Here is a 22,765-nt window from a genome sequence, read left to right as displayed (position 1 = left end):
AGGAGTTTCTATGCTAAAAGTAGTTGATATCTGCAAGCGATACGGTGCCCACCAGGTCTTGTCCTATGTGTCCTTTGAGCTACAAGCGGGGGACTTGGTTGCCCTAGTCGGTCCCAATGGTGTGGGGAAATCCACTCTGTTGAATATTATCAGCAACACAGAAATCGCTGACCGTGGGTCAGTAACCATCAATGGTCGTCCCAATAGTGACCGAGCGATTTTTCAAGATATGTCTGTCATGTTGGACGCCCAAGCCCTTTATCCACAGTTGACGGGTTACGACCATCTGACTTATGTGGCTGCCACCCACAAGCTGGGGAAAAAGGAAGTGGATGGGCTGGTGGAAGAATTGGGGATGGGCTACTATGTCAAAAAGCGAGTGGCTGGCTATTCCATGGGTATGAAGCAGAAGTTGCTCTTTGCCATGGCTATCCTTCCCAAGCCCAAGCTCTTGTTGCTGGATGAGCCCCATATCGGTTTGGACCCGACCAATATTATTCAGCAGCGGGAATTTCTTCTAAACTTACAAGCAGAAGGGGTTGCCATTTTGCTTTCTTCCCACCATTTGTCGGAGATTGAGAAACTGACTAATCAGGTTTATTTCCTCAAGGCTAGCAAGTTGATTGCCACAGAAGTGGAGTTGACAGCGGATTATGATTACCATCTTGCTGTGGAAAACTCCAAGCAGGTTCAGGAATTTTTACGGGATTATCCTCAACTCTTGTGGAAAAAGGCAGAGCAGGGTCTGGTGGAAATCTTCTTGCCTGAGAGAGATTTACTGGATTGTTTGGATTGTATTCCAATCCAGCAGGTGGCGGGCCTTACAAAAGCCAGCGACTATATGGAGTCCCTCTACCGTGATCTCTACGTGGAGGAAGGTGGTGAGGGGACATGAGGCTGAACTTTGAAATCAAGAAAATTCTCTGGTCGCCTCTCTACTGCTTGCTCGTGCTGGGTTTTCTAGGTCTGGCCTACCTTCCCATCTCGCAAAGGCAAGCCCATCAAGCGACCTATGTGGAAACCTATAAAGAAGAACTGAGTGAATTGGCCAGTGTACTAGCTGATGTAAAAATAGATGAGGATTCAGAAGAAGCACCGCGGATGCTGGGCTTGAAATCCGATATAGAAAGTGTCGGTCAGGCCTTAGATGAGGGGAAGTTTGAAGCTATCCCCAACTATCGAAAGCTCATGTATCAAGACCTGGACTATTTTATCAGCCGCAATCGACAGCTTTTTCAAACTCGGAATTCCTTGACACAAACGGAAGTCGAACGTTTGGCCAGATGGAATGACTGGCTGATTGAGTATCAACTGCCTGATGGTCCTGAAAACAAGGCTTGGTCAACAGGGCGTATTGTTCAAGCCTACTTAGAAAGTTTGTTTGGTTTTCTTCCTGTATTTTTAGTGTTTGGTTTTCTGCTTGCCAATCAGCTGGCGGAAAAGACACTGGCTCATCAAGTTTGGCAGTTGCGGCAGTGGGATAGTCTGAGTTTGCAGGGGATCAGGCGTTTGGCTGCCTCCATGCTATCGCTACTCTTTGCAGTTGGGCTGGGGTTGCTCTTTATCCTGGTCTATGATGGGCTGACAGGTCAGTTGGCTGTGTCTAGTTTTCAAGCTCCTGTTGAGATGTTGGGTCAGAGTCAGTTGATCGGCTCTTGGCTTTACGGGCTTATCTTGCTTGGCTTTTGGCTAATCTTACTCCTAGCTATTCGCCTGCTATTTGGATTTTTGGACCACTTGTTAGCCAGTCGGCTGATTTTTGTGGTGATTGGATTACTCTTGGCTTTGGTTCTTTCCTATCAGGCAGGTGCAGTAGCTGGTTGGTCAGGTCAAGTATTTCCCTTGCTTGCCTTTCCGAGTTTTTTAGACACAGCTACATTTTCACAGGTCTTTTTACAGGTGGATGGCTTCCTCCTGCTGACCATTGGGCTTTTCGTTGCCTATTATGTGCTGACAGAAAAGAAAAGGCTGGTCTTGACAGTTGGTCATCAAAAGGAGTTAGACACAGGCTCTTTAGACAAGGTTTGGTCGTTTGATGTTCTCATCCTTAGTCGGCTCAAGACTTGGAAAGGGCTCGTCTTAGTAAACTTGTTCCTAGCTCTGCTATTTTCCCTAGTAACAGGCCTACAAAAGCAAGAGGTTGCCCAGGAGGAGAGGGTTTCGATGGAGTTGGTTGCCCAGTCCTATGAGCAGGATGGGGCATATGTGGAGGTTTTGCAGTCGGAAATCAACCGTCTGAGGCAGTTGGTCAAAGAGGACGTGAGCTATCAGGAGGAGTTGGAGCTGAGGCTTGGTCTCTTGCAAGAATATCGTGTCTATAAAGACCTCTATGTCAAGCAGTGGCAGGTTTATCAGGACAATCCTCAGGCTCTGCCGGCTAGTCACCTTGCTTTGCTGGAGGCAGAGCAGGTCTATCTCTGGACCAGGGAGGAGAAGGCTTTTGCCAATGGTGATATTGGGGCCAGCCAGACGGTGGATAATCTTCGCCGTTACCAGACCCGCAATCAGGTCAGTCAGTATTTTTGGCAGCAGCTGATGGAGGCTGGGGTGCCAGCAACTAAGCGGGGCAAGGATGTCATTTTGACCAGCTTGGAAAATCATTTTGATACCAATGATGCCTTGGTTCCAGTAGACGATCCATCTTGGGACCGCTCCAGAGATCTGTCAGGTATCGGCAGCCTGCGCTCTCTTTTTGATGGTCCGGCCTATTTGTGGGTGCTCTTGCTGGCGGTTTGGATTGGCAGTCGGGGCAAGGCGGTGGAAGTTGCTGGAAAAAACTGGCGTCTTTATCAGACCCAGCCAGTGGATTTGCGTCAGGTTCTATTCACCAAGTGGTTGCTGGGACTGGGCCAGGCACTAGGTTTTACAATGCTCTTTCTAGCTAGTCTTTTCCTAGTCAATAGTCTAGTCGGAGGAATCGGTTATCTGGGAGATGGCCTTATCTTGCTTTCCCATTCGGAGAGGGGTATTTTTCTTGAACTCCTGAGGGGACAAGAACTCTGGGCTTGGTTCCTGCCCAATGCTTCTTATCTCTTGTGGATGGTGCTTGGCTTGCTTGTTTTGGAAATTGGATTGGTTAGTTTCAATCATCTCTTGCAAGTTCGGTTTTCCAATCGCTTGGTCGTTTTTATCTTGCTAATTGGATTGTTGGCCTTACTGGACTACCTCCTCTTTCAAGACCTGATTTTGTATGGGCAGGAAATCTTTAGGCAGTTAGCTTTGCTATGTTTATAAAAGGGAGGCTGAGTGAGCAGGGGCATGTAAATATAGAGTTATACTCTTCGAAAATCAAAAAGACCCGTTGTCAACTTGCCTAGATGAGTGGGAGTGGGAAAGAACTCGACCAGTCTGAAAAGAGTTCGTCTTCCCACCCCCGCATAGTTGATTAGGTCAGATTTGGAGTGTGAAACACGAACAAATCTGCCAATCAACCACTGCGCTGAGATGTTGACACGAACTCTGAGAAGAGAGGCTGGACTTTTTGTTCAGCCTCAGCCTGCTCCCTTGAAACAGGAGAGGAGCGGAGTTCTATCTTCGGCTTCGTTTCCTAGGCTACTTTTGATTTTCATTGAGTATTAGAAACATATGAAAAATACCGACCTTTCCTTCTGGGACCTGGTCGGTATTTTTGTGTTATGGGTTCGTGCTGCTTAGCAGAAGAAGTTCTTAGTTGATAATGGCTAACATTTCCCATTTTGGATAAGATTTGGCATCGTGAGGGTTTGTGCCTCTCTCGATTTCCATGTAGTCTGGAACCTGGTCGCCATCCGTGTCTTGCTTGATAAAGAGGCGGATATTTTGTTCCTCAATAATTGTCCCGTCCTGCTTGTAGGCCTTGTAAATGCCATTGCTGCCAAGTACGATTTTTACAGGGCGGCCGGATGATGACATGTTATAGTTTAGGACGTTTTCAATCATTTGTCTTTCATGCTCGGTGATACGATTGATGTTACGAACAGTGAAGAAAGAAGAATAGGACTTAGGAAGTGTTGTTCCTGCAGTAGTGGTTCCAGCAGGATATGCAATCGCAAAGCCATTTAACATAACAGGTGCTTGATTGACAGGAGGCTGGTTCACAGGCGGTTGTGTAACAGGCTGTTGGGTAGCTGCTTTCGAGAAGTTAACAGTTACAGAGAGGTTTTTTACCTGACCAGATACAGTAGTCAAACGTACTTGAACTTGGTTGCCAGAACCGCTGGTTGGTAGGGGACTGATGACTTCTTTGGTCACGATAGAAGAGAGGTTTAGACCGCTTTTTTCAATTACTTGAACCTGGTCTAAGATTTCTTTTGCAGTCAGTGTTTGTCCAGCTGTCTTTTCAACGGAACCAAGTACTTTTGCGTCGAGAACATGGAAGGTCATCACTGGACTGGTCTTGAAACTGGTTGCTCGTAAGCCATTTGCTGTTTTTACCACAGTACCATTGATTGCCAAGCGACGACGATAGGAACCAACACCAGAAATAGAGCCTTGGATTTTGTTGGAAGAAATAGTGAGTTGACCTAGGTTTTGGATGGTGCTATTTCCTGTTTGGATAAAGTGCGCTGATTTTAATCCATTGATACCTGAGATAGCAATAGGCTTTGTGAGGGTTGTTCCAGAAAAGACATATACTTCAGTTGGTACATTAACTGCTGAAGCGCTTGTGTTAGCATAGACAGTGCTTGCATTGGTAAAAGGCAAGCCAACAGGTAGGCTTGATAGAGCTAGTGTAGCAATGACAGTAGATTTAGCAATTTTTGCCAATAATGTATTTTTCTTCATGGTTATCCTATTCTTCCTCTATTATAATTCCTTCTTATTCAATCACCAACATGCCTTCTTTAACGGCAAATGGGTGTTCTGGGTCGATGCGGTCGTAGAACATGACACCGTTGAGGTGGTCGATTTCGTGTTGGACCACGATGGCATTAAAGCCTTTGAGTTTGGTACGGTGTTTTTCTCCGTTTTTGTCCATATAATCAACAGTCACGCGCGCGTGTCGGACTACGTAACCTTGGACTTCGCGGTCAACGGATAGACATCCCTCGCCCCCTTCCATAGCAGCTTCTTGGACAGAATGTGCCACGATTTTAGGGTTGTACATGACCTCTTGGAGGGAGTAGGCTTGGGCAGGTGGATTGCCTTCCTCATCTTCTGGATTTGGGACTAAGACAGCAATGATGCGTTTGGAAACATCAATCTGAGGCGCTGCTAGACCAACTCCGCCACGGAGTTTCATTTTCTCAGCCATGACTGGATCCTGCGAATGTTTGAGGAATTGCATCATTTTTTCGCCTAAAATAATTTCCTGATCAGATAGGGGAAATACAACTTCTTCAGCGACTTGGCGTAGGGTTGGGTGCCCTTCACGGATGATGTCATCCATGTCAATCAAATGGGCAGCTTTTGTCAATCGTTCAATAACAGACATGATTCTCTCCTTTGGGTATCGATAGATTAAGTATAGCATGAAATCTAGGAGAATAAAAGTCTCAGTCACCTATCTATTCTGTCTCAAATCTGCTATACTAGTAAAAGACGAACGTTGAAAGGGAGAAAAATGAAAAGAATTTTAGAAAAAGCCAGTTTGCTGGCCTTATCCACCATGCTGGTCTCGACATTTGCTGTCTCGCCAGCCATTCCGCAGATGATTGAGCATTTTGCTCAGGAAGGAATAGCGGCTGGTCAGGTAGAAAACTTAATTACGGTGACGTCATTTGCCATTATGGTAGCCCTCTTGATGAATGGTTTGGTTGTCCGTTTCTTATCGGAACGCAACATTATCATTGCAGGGCTCTTGTTAATGGCAATTGGAGGTGCTTTACCGGTGTTTCTAACTGCCTATCCTCTGATTTTGCTGGCTCGTATCTTGCTTGGTTTAGGGATTGGCTTGATCAATGCGCGTGCTATTAATATCATCGGTAATTTTTTCACCGGTCAGGAACGGGTCAAAATGATGGGCTTGCGTGGTTCAGCAGAGGTAGTGGGAAGCGCAGGGCTGACTCTCCTTGTTGGTTGGTTGACCCAATTTGGTTGGCAGCCTGCCTTCTTGGTCTATCTTTTTGCCTTGGTTATCTTGGTTCTTTTTGTCCTCTTTGTGCCCAAGGAAGAATTACTTGCTCGTATGGAGGTAAAAGTTGAGGCGAACGCGCCCAAGGTTAAACTGGACAAGACCATGTGGAAGATGGGAATTTATCTGGCATTCTTAGCCTTCTTTGTTATCAACGTCAATACCTTTCTGACCATTCGTATTCCTCAGATTGTTTTAGCCAAGGGCATCGGTACTGCTCAGCAAGCCAGTCTCATTCTCAGTCTCATGCAGGTCATGGGGATTGTGGCAGGGACCCTCTTTAGTAGCTTAGTTGGTCGGTTGAAGGGCTGGCTTTTGGCAGTTTCCTACGTGGTCTTTGGACTCGCGGTTGTCGGCATTGCCTTTGCGGATAATCTCTGGATGCTGGGGCTCGGTGGTATGGTGTCAGGATTTTTCTACAGCATCATTCTAACCATTGTCTTTAGTCAGGTAACAGACCGTGCACCCAAGGCCTTGCTCAATGCTGTTATGACCATTGTCCTCATGGGCTGCAATATCGGCGGTGCGACATCTGCTATCTTGCCGACTTATCTGGAAAGGCTCAATCCTACCCCAACAGGAGCCTTTGGGATATACGCTATTGGCTGTGCCTTGATCAGCTCAGGCTTGATTTATAAACAACTGAAGAAGTAGGAGCGGATCTCCGCTCCCTTTTGGTATAATATTCTTATGTTAGAAAACAACCGCTTAAATGAATTAATACTACGTTTTCCCGAGGATGTTCAGTTGATTTTTAAGGACATGATTCCCTCCTATCAGTTGGGCTATGTGGATTATGTCTATCAGACAGATAATTACGCCACCCAAAAACGCAGGATTAAAAACTTGTCTAAAAATTTTCGGAAGATGGATTATTTTTACATCATGCCTCTGCCCCAGGATCTGGCATTGGAAATTGCTAACCAATGGCGCTATCAACCACCTTTGGATGCCTATACGATTAGTGAAAACCCCGAGACTTATGCTGAGATGATTTCACCAGAGGCGCGTGGGGACCGCTTTTTTGCAGTCATCCGCAATGCCGCCCTCATGGGCTATTTCTGTATGGACCAAGATGACGAGACAGTTGACATTCGTTTGGGGATGAAACCTTCTTTGATGGGTCAGGGAAATGGCAGAGCTTTCTATCAGGCTATTGAAGACTATTTAGTAGGGCATATTCAGCCAGCTAGTATCAAACTGACAGTTGCTTCTTCTGATCCAGTAGCTCAACCCCTTTTTCGAACTCTTGGATTTACAGAAAGAGAAAAGCAAGCGGAATATATCAAAATGGAAAAGAAAGTCGTATGCGATTAGATAAATTTTTAGTGGATTGCGGTGTTGGCAGTCGGACAGAAGTTAAGAAACTCCTGAAAAACAAGCAAGTCACAGTCAACGGCCAAGTAGAAACCTCACCCAAACAGCAAATTAACGAAAAACAAGACCAGATTGCTGTAGCAGGTCAGGTTTTGAGCCATGAGACCTTTGTTTACTATCTGTTGAATAAACCCAAGGGTGTCATATCAGCCACCGAGGATGACCGTCATCGGACTGTCTTGGACCTGCTAGATGATACAGCTCGCCATAAGGAAATTTTTCCAGTTGGACGCTTGGATATTGATACCCACGGTCTCTTGCTCTTGACCAACAACGGTCAGCTGGCCCATGCCATGCTTTCTCCGAAAAAACATGTTGATAAACGCTACCGTGCACAGGTTGACGGGATCATGACCCAAGAGGATGTGGAGCGATTTGCGGCAGGAATTGAGCTGAAAGACTTTACCTGTCAACCAGCCCAGTTGACCATCTTGGAGATGGATGAAGACAAACAGACCTCACTCGTTGACATCACTATCCGAGAAGGGAAATTTCACCAGGTCAAACGCATGGTGCAGGCCTGTGGCAAGACGGTGACAGACTTGCAACGATTGACCATGGGGCCACTTGAGTTAGATCCAGCGCTCGCTCTTGGAGAATACCGCAGGTTGACTGCTACCGAATTAAAGCAATTAGAAGTCTTTGGTGTGGAATTATAGATAAATAGAAGAGACTTGCTCCCGATTGGAAGCAAGTCCTTTTAAATATCAGCAGGTGCGAAAACAACCTGTCCATCTTGGAATTTTTCAATACGAGCGAGAGAAGTAACAGGTACACCAGCATCAAGCAAGAGCTGGCGGCCATCTTGGAAGGATTTTTCGATGATGATACCGACCCCAGCCACTTGCGCCCCGGCCCGTTGGATAATGTCAATCAAGCCTTTTGCTGCTTGTCCATTGGCCAAAAAGTCATCAACGATTAGAACACGGTCCTCAGATGACAAAAACTTGCTAGCGATGGAGACCGTGCTGGTGACTTGCTTGGTAAATGAATAGACTTCAGCAGTCAAAATCCCTTCTGTCATGGTGATATTTTTATGCTTTTTGGCAAAAATCATCGGAACTTCTAAACTTTCAGCAACATAAACAGCTGGAGCAATACCTGAAGCTTCAATGGTGACGACCTTTGTAATGTCCTTGGAGCGATAGGCATCTGCCAAGACTTGACCCATTTCCTTCATTAAGCCGAAATCAACCTGATGGGTCAGAAAGGAATCCACTTTTAATATGGATGGCTCAATTACATTTCCATCCTTGCGAATGCGTTCTTCCAATGCTTTCATTTAAAATTTTCCTCCAGAATTTTCTTATTATCAGTATAGCATAAAAATCATGAATTATCGGAAAAAGAATAGTATATTTATAAAATGATATTAAAATCCATAGATTTGTAACAAAAAACGAACATTCGTTAGTTTTTTTTCTGGATTGTATTGATTTAGAGTTTTCTTTTTGTTAAACTGGGGATAAGAATTGAACACAAAGGAGAAATCATGTCTCAGAAAACAACAAATGAACATTCTTCGGAGATGCTTTACGGAATTGATCAACAACCACCAAAAGGGATGGCTGTTTTGCTTGCATTTCAGCATATTTTAGCCGCTTTTGCAGGGATCATCGCAGTGCCTCTAGTCGTTGCAAGTGCCTTAGGATTGTCAGTCGAAGATACTTCAATTATGGTATCAGCCTCAATCTTTGTTGCCGGTATTGCTACCATTTTACAATCGAAAGGTATAGGCCCAGTAGGTTCGCGTGTCTCTGGTATGATGGGGACGGACTTTACCTTTGCCAATCCAGCTATCAGCGTTGGTAGTCAGTTGGGAATTGCTGGTATCGTAGGTGCAACCATTGCTGGTTCATTTGTAGAGATTGCTCTCAGTCGTTTTGTCAAACCCTTGATGCGCTTCTTTCCGCCTTTGATTACAGGAACTGTTGTATCCCTCATTGGTATTACCCTCATGCCAGTCAGTATGGACTGGGCAGCTGGTGGAGTTGGCGCAACAGACTATGCTTCTGTTGAAAATATCAGCATTGCCTTTATCGTCTTGGTCTTTACTTTGGCCTTAAATCATTATGGTAAAGGCATGCTAAAAACAGCCTCTGTCTTCTTTGGGATGGTTTTTGGTTATGTCCTCTGTATCTTACTTGGTAAGGTGGATATGGCTGCGGTTGGAGAGGCAGCCTGGTTTGCTCTTCCTAAAATTTTCCATTACGGTGTTAAGTTTGACCTATCTTCTATTCTAGCCTTTATTCCTGCTTATGTTGTATCCTTGATTGGTACGGTAGGGATTATGATGGCCATTGGAGAAGCCTCAAATCAAAAGATTTCTTCTGAGCGGGCAGCAAATGGTGTTCTAGCCGATGGTGTTGGTTCCTTGATTGCTGGTGTTTTTGGTGCGGGTCCAAATACAGCCTTCTCACAAAACGTTGGCCTCATTACTTTAACAAAAGTTGCTAGTCGTCATGTTATGATTCTAGCCGGTATTATCTTGACCCTACTTGGTGTCTTTCCAAAATTATCTGCCTTGATTTCCATCATGCCCCAACCTGTTCTTGGTGGTGTTGGAATTATCATGTTCGGTTTGGTTGCTGCTCAAGGGATTAAGACTCTTGCAACGATTAAAATTGGGGACCGTGAGCTCCTGATAATCTCTATTGCCTTTGCGCTGGGGATTGGAGTGACCGTTCGTCCAGAATTATTGAGTCATCTGCCATCAGCTCTTCAAATGGTCTTCTCATCTGGTATTTCAACAGGAACCTTGGCAGCTCTCTTACTTAATGTTGTTTTGAAAGAAAAATAAGATGAAATAGGCTATCCTCGTGATAGCCTATTCTTATAGATAGTCATAATTTATTGCTATTGGCCGAGTGAGTGTGGTTTTGTTATACTAGGAAGAAACGACTTTTGGAGGAATTTATGTCAGTAGAAGAATGGAAACAAGCACCGATAGCAATTCTGGGAGCGGGTGCGGTTGGAAAAGCGGTTGGAGCGGATTCTAAATTGGCTGGGAATCGGGTGCATTTATTTGAATTGCCAAAATTTGCAAAAGATACACTAAAGAATATAGAAAAAACAGGGATTACCCTCACAGGTGGACAAAATAGTCTCTATGGTTTTGAACGTAGCGGCCGTGCCTTTTTTGACCTGGTGACAGACCGTATTGAAGAAGCTGTTGCGGGAGCTAAGATCGTCATTGTGGCGGTGCCGTCCATTGCCCATGACCAATTTTTTGAAGCCTTGGTACCTGTGTTGGAAGATGGAATGATTGTTCATATCATTCCGGATAATTTTGGCAGTTTGAAACTTCGTAAGAAGATGAGAGAGTTGGGGTGTCAGAAGCAGGTTATTGTCGGTGGCTGGACCAGTGCCCCTTACGGAGCTCGGATTGTCAGGGAGGGCGGGGTCATGACGCCAAAAATCGAGTTAAAATATCGGGCCATTACGCTTCGGGGTGCAGCTCTGCCCTTGACCGACCAAGACATCTTCCTAGAAAGTTCACGGGCGATTGGAGCCTTTGATGCTATTACGGAAGGGGACGGTGTGACAGGCGGACAGACGGTCTTAGATGTTGGTTTTAGTAATGTCAATCCAGTCCTGCATTGTCCTGGTACGATTTTGGGAGCTAGTGTGATGGAGAATTTTGGTCGAATTTTCGGTGGCAATGATCCGCTCCAGTACTCAATCTATTCACACGCTTATAGTGAATCCGTGGCGGAAGTGCAATACGCCTTTTATCTGGAGCAAGTGCAACTGGCAGAGGCAATTGGTGTTGATTTGCTCCGTTATCCCAAGGAGAACTTTTTGTCGCGGACCAGTATTTTGGGTCCAGAGTATATGGGAGATGACTGCATTGTTCCCTTTGACCAGCAGTTTCCGATGGCATATGGGACAGGCCCCTTTACCATTCAGGACCGCTACGTGACAGAGGATGTTCCTGTTGGTTGCCACATATATCATGAATTAGGTAAGAAATACGGGGTGGCCACGCCGGTTATTGATAGTATGATTGTCTTGGGCTCCGTCATGACAGGTCGTAAATTTTTCGAAGAAGGCTTGACCTTGGAAGACTTGGATTTGGCCCATTTGAGTAAGGAAGAGACCTTGGCTTACTTGGAAACAGGACTCTTTCGAGAGCGGGAGGTATAAATGACACATTTCAGAGCCGGTATTGAGAATGCAGGGCAGCTGGACCAGTTTTATCAGGTACAGGATGCTTCTGTGGCAGGTTTTTCCATTGGAATTATTACCATTGATTTTAACTATGTCAAGTTGCCGGGCAATGTTGCCAATGCGACCACCTTCTCCTTCCCGGTCGTCTATGAGGACATTGTTTTGGAAATAGAAGACCTCTTCAATGGTGAGGAGAAATTGTTGGATATGGTCATTGAGGCGGCTAAGAAGCTGGAGAAAAAGGGTGTGCGGGCTATTGTCGGTGCCTGTGGCTATTTCAATCATTTTCAGGAGCAGGTGCGGGATGCGGTTGCGGTTCCTGTCTATCTGTCCAGCGTTCTTCAGATTCCCTTGATTAAAATAGGGCTCAAGCCAGACCAGAAGATTGCGGTTCTGGTAGCAGACGGAGAAGGGGCCAATGCCGACTTTTTCGCTAAGGCCAATGCCTCCATTGAAGACTGTATTGTCAAGGAAATTGGTAGCTTGGAGAGTTTTGCTCCTATCCGCTACAACAAGCCCTATCTGGACAATGGTCGCTTGAAGGCAGACCTGATCGCAGTTGTGCAGGAACTAGGTGCCAATCATCCAGAAATTGGGGCGATTTTGCTGGAATGTAGCGATCTTCCTCCCTACGCAGCAGCCCTTCATCGAGCAACAGGCCTACCAGTCTTCGATTTCACCACCTTGATTAACTGGGTACATTCGGCAGTGGTCCGCAGGGAATTTTATGGGTATATGTAAGAGAACTCCGATTAGAGCATCTAGTCGGAGTTCTTGTTTATTATGCTTGTTGTGTTTTGTACCATTCTCCCCAGTCCCACATAGAATCAAGGATGGGTTTCAAAGAGTGCCCCAGTTCTGTCAGAGAATATTCTACGCGGGGCGGGACTTCTGGAAAAACCTTGCGTTTCACAATGCCTTTTGCTTCAAGGTCTCGCAGGTTGCTGGTCAGGACCTTCTGGCTAATGGAGCCAATGGAACGTTGTAACTCGCTAAAGCGTTTGGTGCCCTCCATCAGATCGCGTAGGATGAGAATGTTCCACTTGCTACTAATCAGTAGCAAGGTTGTTTCAATAGGGCAAGCTGGCAAGTCTAATGGTAATTTTTTACTGGTCATAGCTTTCTCCAAAAATTTTTCAAAAAATATAAGTCGGTTAGTAGTTGAAAATGTACATTTCTTACCTTGAGGTAACTACCATACTTTAAGGTGCATACTTTCAAAAAGATACTGTTAGTGTTAGTATAAGGGCAGAGCTGAAAAAATGCAAGAAAATAATAGAGAAAGAGGGCTACTATGATAGAAGATAGAAAAATGACCCAAGCTAAGAAATTGCTTGCAGAAGCGGATGCGATTGTGATTGGAGCGGGTGCTGGGCTGTCCAGTGCTGCGGGCTTGACCTACTCAGGCCAACGTTTTGAGGAACATTTTGCACCATTTATCAAGGCCTATGGGCTGACAGATATGTATTCCGCTGGATTTTATCCCTTTGCGACTGAGGAGAAGAAGTGGGGCTACTGGAGCCAGCACCTCTACCTCAATCGCTATCAGACAGACAGCTTGCCACTCTATCAGGATTTGTATGAAGTAGTGGGAGATAAGAATTATTTTGTTATTACCACCAACGTAGATAGTCAGTTTGAAAAGGCGGGATTTGACAAAGAAAAACTCTTTGAAGTTCAGGGAAATTACGGTGAGTTTCAATGCTCGGTGCCTTGTCATGATGGCGTTTATAATAACCAAACAGCCTTGGAAATCCTGCTTGCCAACCGTCAGGGTTTGGAGGTTAGAACTGACGATATCCCCAAATGTCCTAAGTGTGGGGCAGACATGATGAGCCGCTTGAGAATTGACCATCGTTTTGTCGAAGATGCTGATTGGCATAGGCAAGAAAAGGCTTATCTGGATTTTTTGCAGGGCAATGCTGACAAGAACATTGTCTTTTTGGAACTGGGTGTGGGCTTCAACACGCCAACTATTATCAAATTCCCCTTTGAACGTTTAAATGAGGCTCTGCCAGCTGCTAGTCTGATTCGACTCAATCTGGAAGACCTAGAACGTGAGGGCATTATTACCATTAACCAAGATATGCAGGAGGTTATCAGTGCATGGAAAGACTAGAAAAATTGATTAGCTATCTTGCACCTGACCTGGACCTGCCTCAGACTCAGGAAGAGCAGGAATGGGTCTTGCGAGCCTTGATGAACCTTTGGGAGCCCAAGGTCATACCGGCGGAGTTTTGGAGCCTGCAAGATGACTATTTACAGGAAACTTTAGCTCAGAAAAGGGTGACAGGCCTTTCCGACTTACAGGAAGTGGAGCCGCAGATTTATCTCTGGCAGGGCGACATTACTAGCCTAAAAGTTGATGCGATTGTCAACGCGGCCAACAGTCAGCTCTTGGGGTGCTTTGTACCTCATCATCGTTGTATTGATAATGCGATTCATTCGCAGGCTGGGCTTCAGCTGCGGTTGGCTTGCTACCAACTCATGAAGGCTCAGAGGCACTTGGAAGCAACAGGCCAAGCAAAAATAACGCATGCTTACAATCTGCCAGCCAACTATGTCATACACACAGTTGGGCCGATTATTCAGGAGGAGGTCCGTTCTCAAGATGAAGCCTTGCTCGCTTCTTCTTATCAAAAAAGCTTGGAAGTGGCTGTGGCAAATGGGCTGACCAGCATCGCCTTTTGTTGCATTAGTACGGGTGAGTTTCGTTTTCCGCAAAAGCTTGCTGCGGAGATTGCAATCAAAACTGTGAGAGCGTTTGTTCACGACCACCCGCAATTACAGGTCATTTTCAATGTCTTCAAAGATGAGGATAGGGAAATTTATCAAGAATTGCTAGGAAGTAGATAGTCAAAAATATTGACTATCCTTCTTTTTCTGTTATAATAGTAAAAAAGTTTGACTAATGAAAGGAAGTTCCTATGAAGGCTGTTGTGGTTTCAAAAGCTGGTGGGCCAGAGGTTTTGGAAGTAAAAGAAATTGCCAAACCGCAGGTGAAAACAGGTTGGTCCTTGGTAAAAATCAAAGGCTTTGGTATCAATCATTCGGAGATTTTTACTAGACAGGGTCTGTCACCAAGCGTGGTCTTTCCACGGATTTTGGGGATTGAATTGGTGGGAGTGGTCGAGGAAACGACAGAGCCAGACAGGTTACCAGTCGGGCAAAAGGTTGTATCTATCATGGGCGAGCTGGGTCGAGCCTTTGACGGTGGCTATGCAGAGTACGCCCTGGTGCCCAATCAAATCCTCTACCCTGTCCAGACTGATTTGGGTTGGGCGGAGCTAGCTAGTGTCCCTGAAACCTACTACACTGCCTACGGTTCCATGAAAAATCTCAAGCTGGAAGCGTCAGATCGGATCTTGGTGCGTGCGGGGGCTAGCGGGGTTGGACAGGCCTTTGTCAAATTAGTGCGGAGCCAGTTTCCAGACCTGCCTATCTACGCTTCTGTCCGCAAGCTAGAAAAGACAGATCAGCTGCTTGCCTCTGGTTTCAGCCAAGTCATACTTGAAAAAGAGGGGCGTTTGCAGACGGATTTGACCTTCAGCAAGATTCTTGAGCTGGTTGGTCCTGCTACTCTAGCGGATTCCCTGGCTCATCTGGAGGAGGGTGGTATCATCTGCTCGACTGGTCAGCTAGGTGGCAAATGGTATCTGGAGGACTTTGACCCCATTGAGCAGTTGCGGCAGAATGTCTATTTGACTACGTTTTATTCGGGCAATGTCAATCAGGACAAGTTGCAGGAGATGTTTGACTACCTAGCTCGTTATCAGGTGCCAGTTGGTCCTGAGAAGATTTTTAGTTTGGATACCATACAGGAGGCTCACCGCTATTTAGAGGGGGCGGAGGCTTTTGGCAAGGTGATTGTACTCAATAGGGAGGAAGACGATGACAGAATTGAGACAGCGGAGTAAGGACTTGGCCCGTATCTTTGACCAGCAGGTCGGGCTCTACGAGGGTTATGCAAGGCGACAGGGGCTAAACGGCAAGTGCCTATCGATCCTTATGTGGCTTTATTATTATCCCGGAGGTGTGACACAGAATTTGGTCAGTAAGAAGACATACTCTAGTAAGCAGGTGGTCAATGCTACTATCAAGAAATTTCTTGATAAGGGCTATGTCTTTTTTGAGGAAAATCCAGCAGACAAACGGCATAAGAAGGTCAAGTTGACCGAGGTTGGCCGTGTCTATGCCAGTCGGATTTTGGACCCCTTGGAAGAGGCGGAAAAAACAGCCCTGTCCCAGTTCAGCTTGGAAGAACAGGAGCAGTTACTAGACCTCTTTGGTCGCTATGGGCAGGCCTTGACGGAAATTTTAGGAGGAGAAAATGATGATTGAGTACCAAAATGTGTCCTTGACCTATCAGGTCAACGGACCAATCTTGAAGAACTTGACTTTTGACATTCAAGAGGGAGAATTCTTTGTTTTGATTGGACCAAGCGGTAGCGGAAAAACAACCACGCTGAAGTTGATCAACCGCCTGATTGAGCAGACAGACGGAGATATTCGGATTCAGGGCAAGCGGCTGAAAGACTTTGACCTGCGTGAGTTACGCTTGGAAACTGGCTACGTCCTACAACAGATTGCTTTATTTCCAAATATGACAGTGGCTGAAAATGTCGCTCTTATTCCTGAGATGAAGGGCTTGAACAAGGAAGAAACCTTGAAAAAATCCAGACAACTCTTGACCAAGGTAGGTCTGGATCCAGATAGTTATCTGGGGCGTCTACCCAAGGACTTGTCTGGTGGAGAAAAACAGCGGATTGGGATTCTGCGAGCGATCATTGCCAATCCCAAGGTCTTGCTGATGGATGAGCCTTTCTCAGCCCTAGACCCTATTAGTAAAGGGCAGTTGCAGGACTTGATCAAGGACTTGCATGAGGAATTCAAGATGACAACGGTTTTCGTCACGCATGATATGGATGAAGCGGTTAAGCTGGCAGACCGTATCTGCTTGATGAGGGCAGGAGAAGTGGTTCAATTGGGTACGCCTGATGAACTTCGTAACCAACCGGCCAACGACTTTGTCATCGAATTTATGAAAAATAGGGGAGGTGCCTAATGGATCAGTTGATTGCAACTTTTATCGAACGCAAGGCTGACTGGCTGACAGCCCTCTTTGAGCACCTGCGGATTTCACTTCTGGCCTTAATTATCGCCATTGCTATTGCGGTGCCACTGGGCTTGGTCTTGTCCAACAAGAAAAAGCTGACCGAGTGGAGCTTGCAGGTGACAGGGGTATTTCAGACTATTCCCTCCTTGGCACTGCTGGGACTTTTCATTCCCTTTATGGGTATCGGAACGCTGCCTGCGGTGGTGGCTCTGGTCATTTATGCCATTTTCCCCATTTTGCAGGGGACGTTGACCGGACTTTCGGAAATCGATCCCTCTCTGGAAGAGGCTGCGACAGCCTTTGGAATGACCAAGCTGGAAAAACTGCGTAAGTTTCAGTTGGCTCTGGCCATGCCCATTCTCATGTCTGGCATTCGGACGGCGTCCATTATGATTATTGGAACGGCAACGCTTGCTGCCTTGGTCGGTGCAGGTGGTTTGGGCTCCTTTATCCTTCTTGGAATTGACCGCAATGACTCGGCCCTGATTTTGATTGGGGCGGTGTCGTCGGCAGTTTTGGCAGTCCTCTTTGGCTCGGTCATCAAGTTCTTGCAGGACAAGAAGCCTCGTACCATTTTAGTGGCTCTCTTGGTGACTCTCTTGGCTGTCGGAGCCAGCTATGTGCCGTTCAATCAATCGTCATCGAAAAAGCTAGTCATCGCTGGGAAACTAGGGGCAGAGCCTGAAATTCTCATCAATATGTATAAACTCTTGATTGAAGACCAGACGGATATCGAGGTGGAGCTGGAGCCAAACTTTGGCAAGACCAGCTTCCTCTATGAAGCCCTCAAATCAGGCTCGATTAATATTTATCCAGAGTACTCTGGTACCATTACGACCACCCTTTTGACCAATCCGCCGTCTAATCTGTCCAATAACCCTGAGGAGGTTTACACTTACGCCAAGGAAGCGATTTTGGAGCAGGATGGTCTGTTGTATTTACCACCAATGGCTTTCCAGAATACCTATGCCTTGGCGGTAACGGAAGATTATGCTCAAAAAAATGGAATTGAAAAGATTTCGGATTTGGCAAAAGTGCAGCAGACAGCTGTTGCAGGTTTCTCATTAGAGTTTAACGACCGTGAGGATGGTAATGTCGGATTGACCAATCTTTATGGACTAAACCTCAATGTCAAAACCATGGAGCCTGCTCTTCGCTATGAAGCCATTAAAAACGGAGATGTGCAAATTGTCGAAGCCTTCTCGACAGATAGCAAGGTGGTCACTTACAAGCTGAAAATCCTAGAAGACGACAAACAGCTCTTCCCACCCTACCAGGCCGCTCCGCTATTGTCCAAAGAAACCTTAGAGAAATATCCCGAGTTGGAGCAAGTCCTAGGGGTGTTGGCGGACAAAATATCGACCGAGGAAATGACTCAGATGAACTATGCGGTCGATGTGGAAGGCAAGTCGGCAGAGCAAGTGGCGAGGGAATACTTGGAGCAGGAAAATTTACTAAAATAGGAGAAAATCATGTCACATCAACTAGAAAATGCTAAAAATCTCTACCTCCGTGGCATTCGCGACGGGGAAATCAAGGAAGTCCATGAGCACTACATGGGTGCTACTTACACCCAGCATAGTACAGGTGTACCTGATGAGAAAGAGGGCTTTGCGGCTTTCTTTGAGGATTTTTTCAAACGCAATCCCAAGCGGGAAATAAATATTGTTCGTGCCATTGAAGACGGAAATTTTGTCTTCGTCCATGTCCACCAGAAACTCAATGAAGGTGAGGCTGAGTGGGTGACGGCGGACATCTTCCGTTCAGATGAAAATGGCCGTATCGTCGAGCATTGGGATGTCATCGATGCCTATCCAAAAACCATTGGCCAAACAGACCCGATTTACGCAGGCTTTGAGCTGACGGACCTAGGCAAGACCGAGGATAACAAGAAAATCGTCCGTCGTTTCTTGGTTGATGTCCTTCAAAATGGGGAAATCGAGAAGTTTGACGATTATGTGGCAGCTGATCTTATTCAGCACAACCAAGAGATTGCCCAAGGCGGTGCGGCCTATAAGGACTATCTTGTCGACAATCAAGTCAACTACGACTTTGTCTTCAAGGTGATGGGACAGGGTGACTATGTGGTGGCTTATTCTAAGGTCTGGATTGCAGGTCAGGACTACGCCCACTTTGACATCTACCGCCTCAAAGATGGTAAGATTGTTGAGCACTGGGACAACAAGGAAGTCATGCCAGACAAAAAAGACTTGACCAATCTAGGGAAGTTTTAAGAGGGGATGTCTCCTTCTTTTTTCTTGACTTGTTTATTTTCTCGGTTGATAATAGAAAAAAAGATAGTGGAGTAGTTATTCATGCTTAAATACCTTCGTGCCCTTCCCTTGATTGTAGTGGCAGGTGCTGTTGTTTATCTTTCAATTTGGATGTGGATTGATAATGGGGATTGGACTTACATTTTTGCCAGAGTGTCTGGTATGACGGAGAAACATGCTAACAATTTATCTCTAATCGCCATCGCCATTCAGTCCTTGTTTTTACATCCGATTGGTTTTATAGCCGCATTCGTGCCTTTCTCAATCGTCGTTTGGAAAAAGCCAGAGGGCTCAATCGGCAGATTTATCTGGGCTACAAGGCTGGAGTTGAATTCCTGATGGCTCTGCCCAAACGGACCATCTTGTTCAGCTTTTACCTGCTCTTGACTATTTTGGAAAACCTAGGTGTGATTGATAGTGCCAAAGACTATGCGGTGGTCATTGTGTTTATTATTGCCGTGGACCGTGTGACCAAGATCTGGCCAGAAGAAAAGCGGAGGATGATTGAGTTTAGTCAGAAGATTAAGAAACGGATAAGAGATGCAGGTGATAGCTAAGTTTACTGCTCTGCTATTTTCCCGAGCAACGCTAAAAAGTCTCGAAAATTCCTTGCCAAAAGTAAGTGCTTATGTTACAATACCAAAAGCGTAGGTTTTTAAACTCATCCCGTGAGGTGAGAAAGACAAGAGGAAAATCAATTAAGGGCCTATGACTATGTATATTTAGAAAGTCTGGGTCTTTTTGTGTGCCCAGAATGGGAGATTTATGAGTACAAAAGCCAATCTTTTGTTTGATGTCCATGAGAAACCAGCACCCTTGCAAGGGATTTTGTTGAGTTTCCAGCACGTGTTCGCTATGTTCGGAGCGACAATCTTGGTGCCACTGATTCTCGGTATGCCAGTTTCCGTGGCTCTCTTTGCATCAGGTGTCGGAACCTTGATTTACCAAGTAGCAACCCAGTTCAAGGTGCCGGTTTACTTGGGTTCATCCTTTGCCTACATCTCAGCTATGGCCCTTGCCATCAAGGAAATGGGCGGTGATGTGTCGGCAGCTCAGACAGGCATTCTCTTCGTTGGTTTGATTTATGTGCTGATTGCTGCACTTGTTAAAGTTATCGGCACTAAGTGGATTGACAGTCTCTTGCCACCAGTTGTTATCGGACCTATGATTATCGTTATCGGTCTGGGTCTCGCCAACTCTGCTGTGACTTCAGCAGGCTTTGTCGCAGACGGCGACTGGAAAAACGTCGTAGTGGCGATCGCAACCTTCTTGATTGCTGCTTTTGTCAATACCAAAGGGAAAGGCTTCGCCAAGATTGTTCCCTTCTTGATTGCCATTGTCGGTGGTTACGTGATTGCCATCTTCCTCGGACTAGTTGACTTTACACCTGTTCTGGAAGCAGCTTGGTTTGAATTGCCAGGTTTCTACCTACCATTTGAAACAGGTACTTTCAAATCCTACAATTTCTACTTTGGTCCAGAAATGATTGCCATCTTGCCAATCGCAGTGGTGACCATCGCAGAACATATCGGAGACCACACGGTTCTCAGCCAAATCTGTGGCCGCCAGTTCTTGAAAGATCCAGGTCTCAGCCGTACCTTGATTGGTGACGGTGTGGCGACTGCCGTATCTGCCTTTATCGGTGGACCTGCTAACACGACTTATGGTGAAAATACAGGGGTTATCGGTATGACCCGTATCGCATCAGTGTCCGTTATCCGCAACGCAGCCCTGATTGCCATTGCCTTCTCATTCTTGGGTAAATTTACAGCCCTTATCTCAACTATTCCAAGTGCCGTACTTGGAGGCATGTCTGTCTTGCTCTACGGTGTTATCGCCTCAAACGGTTTGAAAGTTTTGATTGAGAGCCGTGTTGATTTCGGTCAAGTCCGCAACCTGATTATTGCAAGTTCTATGCTGGTATTGGGACTTGGTGGCGCAGTACTCAACATTGGTGCTATCACACTCTCAGGAACAGCCCTCTCAGCCATTGTCGGCATCGTTCTCAATCTTATCTTGCCAAAAGCAGAAAAGGCTGAGTAAGTTTAAAAATAGCAGAAAGTCAGCTCTAGCTGGCTTTTTGGTGAATTATGATATAGTAGGGGTGAAAAGGAGCAAACATGAAAGAATTAGCTAAAGAAGTTTACAGCAACACCCTTCACATTTGGTATGAGACTGACTTGACGGCAGAACATGAATATGGAAGGATTTTTGACACTAGCAAAGCTAGTCTGGAGAAAGTGGCGGCACTTCTACAGGCAGATGTGATAGATAACCCAACTGTAGATGGAGTATACTGGTATCTGGGTCAAGGGTTAGATCAGATTATTTTTATGGCCCATTATCAGCAAGGCAGCTTACAGGTCCAAGTCAACCTCAAGGACTTTGATTTTGCCCTGCATCTGGATGCGGTGGAGGACTGGAAAAAAGCCCTTATCACAAGGGTACAAGCAGGTCTTTTGGAAAACTAGCAGAGCTACTCTGCTATTTCTCAAATTAGTTGACAAAAGAGCCATTCCTTGATAGAATGGTTAAGGTCCAAAAGGACACATCTAGCTTTTTCTTGGTTACGGGTCGCCAACCTGTCACTCGGATTAGGCTCAAATACAAAGGAGAACATATCATGGCAATCTCAAAAGAGAAAAAAAATGAAATCATGGCACAATATGCTCGTCATGAAGGCGACACAGGTTCAGTTGAAGTACAAGTAGCAGTACTTACTTGGGAAATCAACCACCTTAACGACCACATCAAACAACACAAAAAAGACCACGCAACTTACCGTGGTTTGATGAAAAAAATCGGTCGCCGTCGTAACTTGTTGGCATACCTACGCCGCACAGACGTAAACCGTTACCGTGAATTGATTCACTCACTCGGACTCCGTCGTTAATATAAGATACGGAGGCGTGAGAAGCACAGCGAAATTAGGAAATTTTTGCAACAAGTTTACTTGTCAGAAAATTTATCTATTTCGCACAGCTTCTAGCCGAAGTTCAATTCAGCAAGAGCCTGTTTATCAGGCTTTTTTTGTTTCTCTTTTTCCGAGTTTTTAGGCTGTGTTCGACTGCTCAAGATACGAGAACGCAAAAAATCTGTATTAGTTTCACAGTCCAATAAACTGTGAAAAGTTTGAGCCTTTAAACTCAAAAGCGAATAGGAGATTGTTACAGCGACTTGTTGCAAGGCGATCTATCTTTTTTAATAGGATTTTCGTTCGAGTTCAATTCAGAAAGAGCCTGTTTTTCAGGCTTTTTTTGTTTTTCCGTTTTCTCTTTTTTCCAAGTTTTTAAGCTGTGTTCGACTGCTCAAGATACGAGAACGCAAAAAATCCGTATGAGTTTCACAGTCCAGTGGACTGTAAAAGGTTTGAGCCTTGAAACTCAAAAGCGAAAAGGAGATTGTCACAGCGACTTGTTGCAAGGCAATCTATCTTTTTTAATAGGATTTTAGCTCGCTCCAACAGTCTGGGGATAGACTGTTGGAGGTTGGAGATGAAGCGAACGTAGTTCGTGTCAACACAGTCTTGGGATAGACTGTTGGAGGTTGGAGATGAAGTGAAGGCAGTTCGTGTCAACTATTCAGATAGAATCTGTTTTCAGTTTTTTTGTGTTCCAATTTACCTTTTATACGTCTTTTAGACAAAGTCCAATTTATACTAGCCTGTCCATCAGGCTTTTTTTGTTTCACTATTTGGCGAAAACTCTTTTTCAATAGGTTAATATATTGAAAAAGATAAAATAAAACGTTATAATATGCTTGATACAATATATAAGC

The 22,765-nt window shown here is 45.4% G+C and carries 22 protein-coding genes and 1 pseudogene; 19 read left to right on the top strand and 4 right to left on the bottom strand.

The window, feature by feature from the left end; all coding sequences use genetic code 11:
- The first annotated feature begins 10 nt into the window (after positions 1–10).
- Positions 11–895 (top strand): ABC transporter ATP-binding protein, encoded by an 885-nt coding sequence (locus J5566_RS01745; protein WP_208561822.1) that lies wholly within the window; start codon positions 11–13, stop codon positions 893–895.
- Positions 892–3,234 carry a hypothetical protein gene (locus J5566_RS01740; RefSeq protein WP_208561821.1) on the top strand — a complete coding sequence of 781 codons (2,343 nt, stop codon included), beginning with the start codon at positions 892–894 and terminating at the stop codon, positions 3,232–3,234. The genes J5566_RS01745 and J5566_RS01740 overlap by 4 nt, the downstream gene beginning before the upstream one ends.
- 432 nt (positions 3,235–3,666) lie before the next feature.
- Here the strand turns inward: J5566_RS01740 and J5566_RS01735 are convergent, their stop codons facing one another.
- Positions 3,667–4,764: a hypothetical protein gene (locus J5566_RS01735; RefSeq protein ID WP_208561820.1), complete on the bottom strand. Its 1,098-nt coding sequence runs from the start codon at positions 4,762–4,764 to the stop codon at positions 3,667–3,669.
- Between the two features lie 34 nt (positions 4,765–4,798).
- On the bottom strand, positions 4,799–5,413 hold the full coding sequence (def, locus tag J5566_RS01730) for a peptide deformylase (RefSeq protein WP_208561819.1): 615 nt from the start codon (positions 5,411–5,413) through the stop codon (positions 4,799–4,801).
- A gap of 129 nt (positions 5,414–5,542) precedes the next feature.
- Between def and J5566_RS01725 the strand changes: the two genes are divergently transcribed.
- The 3 genes from J5566_RS01725 to J5566_RS01710 are packed head-to-tail and all read left to right on the top strand — an operon-like array spanning position 5,543 to position 8,088.
- Entirely contained in the window at positions 5,543–6,706 is a 1,164-nt protein-coding gene (locus tag J5566_RS01725) for an MFS transporter (RefSeq protein WP_208561818.1), read from the top strand.
- Between the two features lie 36 nt (positions 6,707–6,742).
- Positions 6,743–7,369, top strand: a complete 627-nt coding sequence (locus J5566_RS01715) for a GNAT family N-acetyltransferase (protein WP_244228929.1) — start codon at positions 6,743–6,745, stop codon at positions 7,367–7,369.
- Positions 7,360–8,088, top strand: coding sequence for a pseudouridine synthase (locus J5566_RS01710; RefSeq protein ID WP_208561817.1), 729 nt, complete (start codon positions 7,360–7,362; stop codon positions 8,086–8,088). The genes J5566_RS01715 and J5566_RS01710 overlap by 10 nt, the downstream gene beginning before the upstream one ends.
- Before the next feature lie 41 nt (positions 8,089–8,129).
- Here J5566_RS01710 and J5566_RS01705 read toward each other — a convergent pair whose 3' ends face one another.
- Positions 8,130–8,711, bottom strand: coding sequence for a xanthine phosphoribosyltransferase (locus J5566_RS01705; RefSeq protein WP_208561816.1), 582 nt, complete (start codon positions 8,709–8,711; stop codon positions 8,130–8,132).
- A 210-nt stretch (positions 8,712–8,921) separates the two neighbouring features.
- On the opposite strand from J5566_RS01705, the gene J5566_RS01700 reads away from it, so the two are divergent.
- The 3 genes from J5566_RS01700 to J5566_RS01690 all read left to right on the top strand — a co-directional run bounded on the left by J5566_RS01700 (position 8,922) and on the right by J5566_RS01690 (position 12,340).
- Complete coding sequence (locus J5566_RS01700; protein WP_208561815.1) at positions 8,922–10,229, top strand: nucleobase:cation symporter-2 family protein; 1,308 nt, start codon at positions 8,922–8,924, stop codon at positions 10,227–10,229.
- A gap of 116 nt (positions 10,230–10,345) precedes the next feature.
- Entirely contained in the window at positions 10,346–11,575 is a 1,230-nt protein-coding gene (locus J5566_RS01695) for an NAD/NADP octopine/nopaline dehydrogenase family protein (RefSeq protein ID WP_208561814.1), read from the top strand.
- Positions 11,576–12,340, top strand: coding sequence for an aspartate/glutamate racemase family protein (locus J5566_RS01690; protein WP_208561813.1), 765 nt, complete (start codon positions 11,576–11,578; stop codon positions 12,338–12,340).
- 40 nt (positions 12,341–12,380) lie between these two features.
- Here the strand turns inward: J5566_RS01690 and J5566_RS01685 are convergent, their stop codons facing one another.
- Entirely contained in the window at positions 12,381–12,716 is a 336-nt protein-coding gene (locus J5566_RS01685) for a winged helix-turn-helix transcriptional regulator (RefSeq protein WP_208561812.1), read from the bottom strand.
- Between the two features lie 177 nt (positions 12,717–12,893).
- On the opposite strand from J5566_RS01685, the gene J5566_RS01680 reads away from it, so the two are divergent.
- The 11 genes and pseudogenes from J5566_RS01680 (at position 12,894) to rpsO (ending at position 21,881) form a co-directional block, all read left to right on the top strand.
- A complete protein-coding gene (locus J5566_RS01680; RefSeq protein ID WP_208561811.1) occupies positions 12,894–13,718 on the top strand; it encodes an SIR2 family NAD-dependent protein deacylase in 825 nt (274 codons plus the stop codon).
- Positions 13,706–14,455, top strand: a complete 750-nt coding sequence (locus J5566_RS01675; protein ID WP_208561810.1) for a protein-ADP-ribose hydrolase — start codon at positions 13,706–13,708, stop codon at positions 14,453–14,455. The genes J5566_RS01680 and J5566_RS01675 overlap by 13 nt, the downstream gene beginning before the upstream one ends.
- Before the next feature lie 71 nt (positions 14,456–14,526).
- On the top strand, positions 14,527–15,516 hold the full coding sequence (locus J5566_RS01670; protein ID WP_208561809.1) for a zinc-binding dehydrogenase: 990 nt from the start codon (positions 14,527–14,529) through the stop codon (positions 15,514–15,516).
- Positions 15,491–15,940 (top strand): MarR family winged helix-turn-helix transcriptional regulator, encoded by a 450-nt coding sequence (locus J5566_RS01665; RefSeq protein ID WP_125265936.1) that lies wholly within the window; start codon positions 15,491–15,493, stop codon positions 15,938–15,940. The genes J5566_RS01670 and J5566_RS01665 overlap by 26 nt, the downstream gene beginning before the upstream one ends.
- Positions 15,933–16,664: an ATP-binding cassette domain-containing protein gene (locus J5566_RS01660; protein ID WP_208561808.1), complete on the top strand. Its 732-nt coding sequence runs from the start codon at positions 15,933–15,935 to the stop codon at positions 16,662–16,664. The genes J5566_RS01665 and J5566_RS01660 overlap by 8 nt, the downstream gene beginning before the upstream one ends.
- Entirely contained in the window at positions 16,664–18,178 is a 1,515-nt protein-coding gene (locus tag J5566_RS01655; RefSeq protein WP_208561807.1) for an ABC transporter permease/substrate-binding protein, read from the top strand. Before J5566_RS01660 ends, J5566_RS01655 begins: the two co-directional genes overlap by 1 nt.
- 9 nt (positions 18,179–18,187) lie before the next feature.
- Positions 18,188–18,949, top strand: coding sequence for a nuclear transport factor 2 family protein (locus tag J5566_RS01650; RefSeq protein WP_208561806.1), 762 nt, complete (start codon positions 18,188–18,190; stop codon positions 18,947–18,949).
- Between the two features lie 81 nt (positions 18,950–19,030).
- A pseudogene (locus J5566_RS10750) lies at positions 19,031–19,545 on the top strand (hypothetical protein).
- Between the two features lie 208 nt (positions 19,546–19,753).
- Positions 19,754–21,031: a uracil-xanthine permease family protein gene (locus tag J5566_RS01640; protein ID WP_208561805.1), complete on the top strand. Its 1,278-nt coding sequence runs from the start codon at positions 19,754–19,756 to the stop codon at positions 21,029–21,031.
- 77 nt (positions 21,032–21,108) lie between these two features.
- Positions 21,109–21,459 carry a hypothetical protein gene (locus J5566_RS01635; RefSeq protein WP_208561804.1) on the top strand — a complete coding sequence of 117 codons (351 nt, stop codon included), beginning with the start codon at positions 21,109–21,111 and terminating at the stop codon, positions 21,457–21,459.
- 152 nt (positions 21,460–21,611) lie between these two features.
- A complete protein-coding gene (gene rpsO / locus J5566_RS01630; protein ID WP_002938849.1) occupies positions 21,612–21,881 on the top strand; it encodes a 30S ribosomal protein S15 in 270 nt (89 codons plus the stop codon).
- Positions 21,882–22,765 lie beyond the last annotated feature (884 nt).

Origin of the sequence: Streptococcus suis, assembly GCF_017601095.1 — a bacterium.
Taxonomy (GTDB): Bacteria; Bacillota; Bacilli; order Lactobacillales; family Streptococcaceae; genus Streptococcus; species Streptococcus suis_Z.
This window is presented reverse-complemented; position numbering and strand designations above follow the sequence as displayed.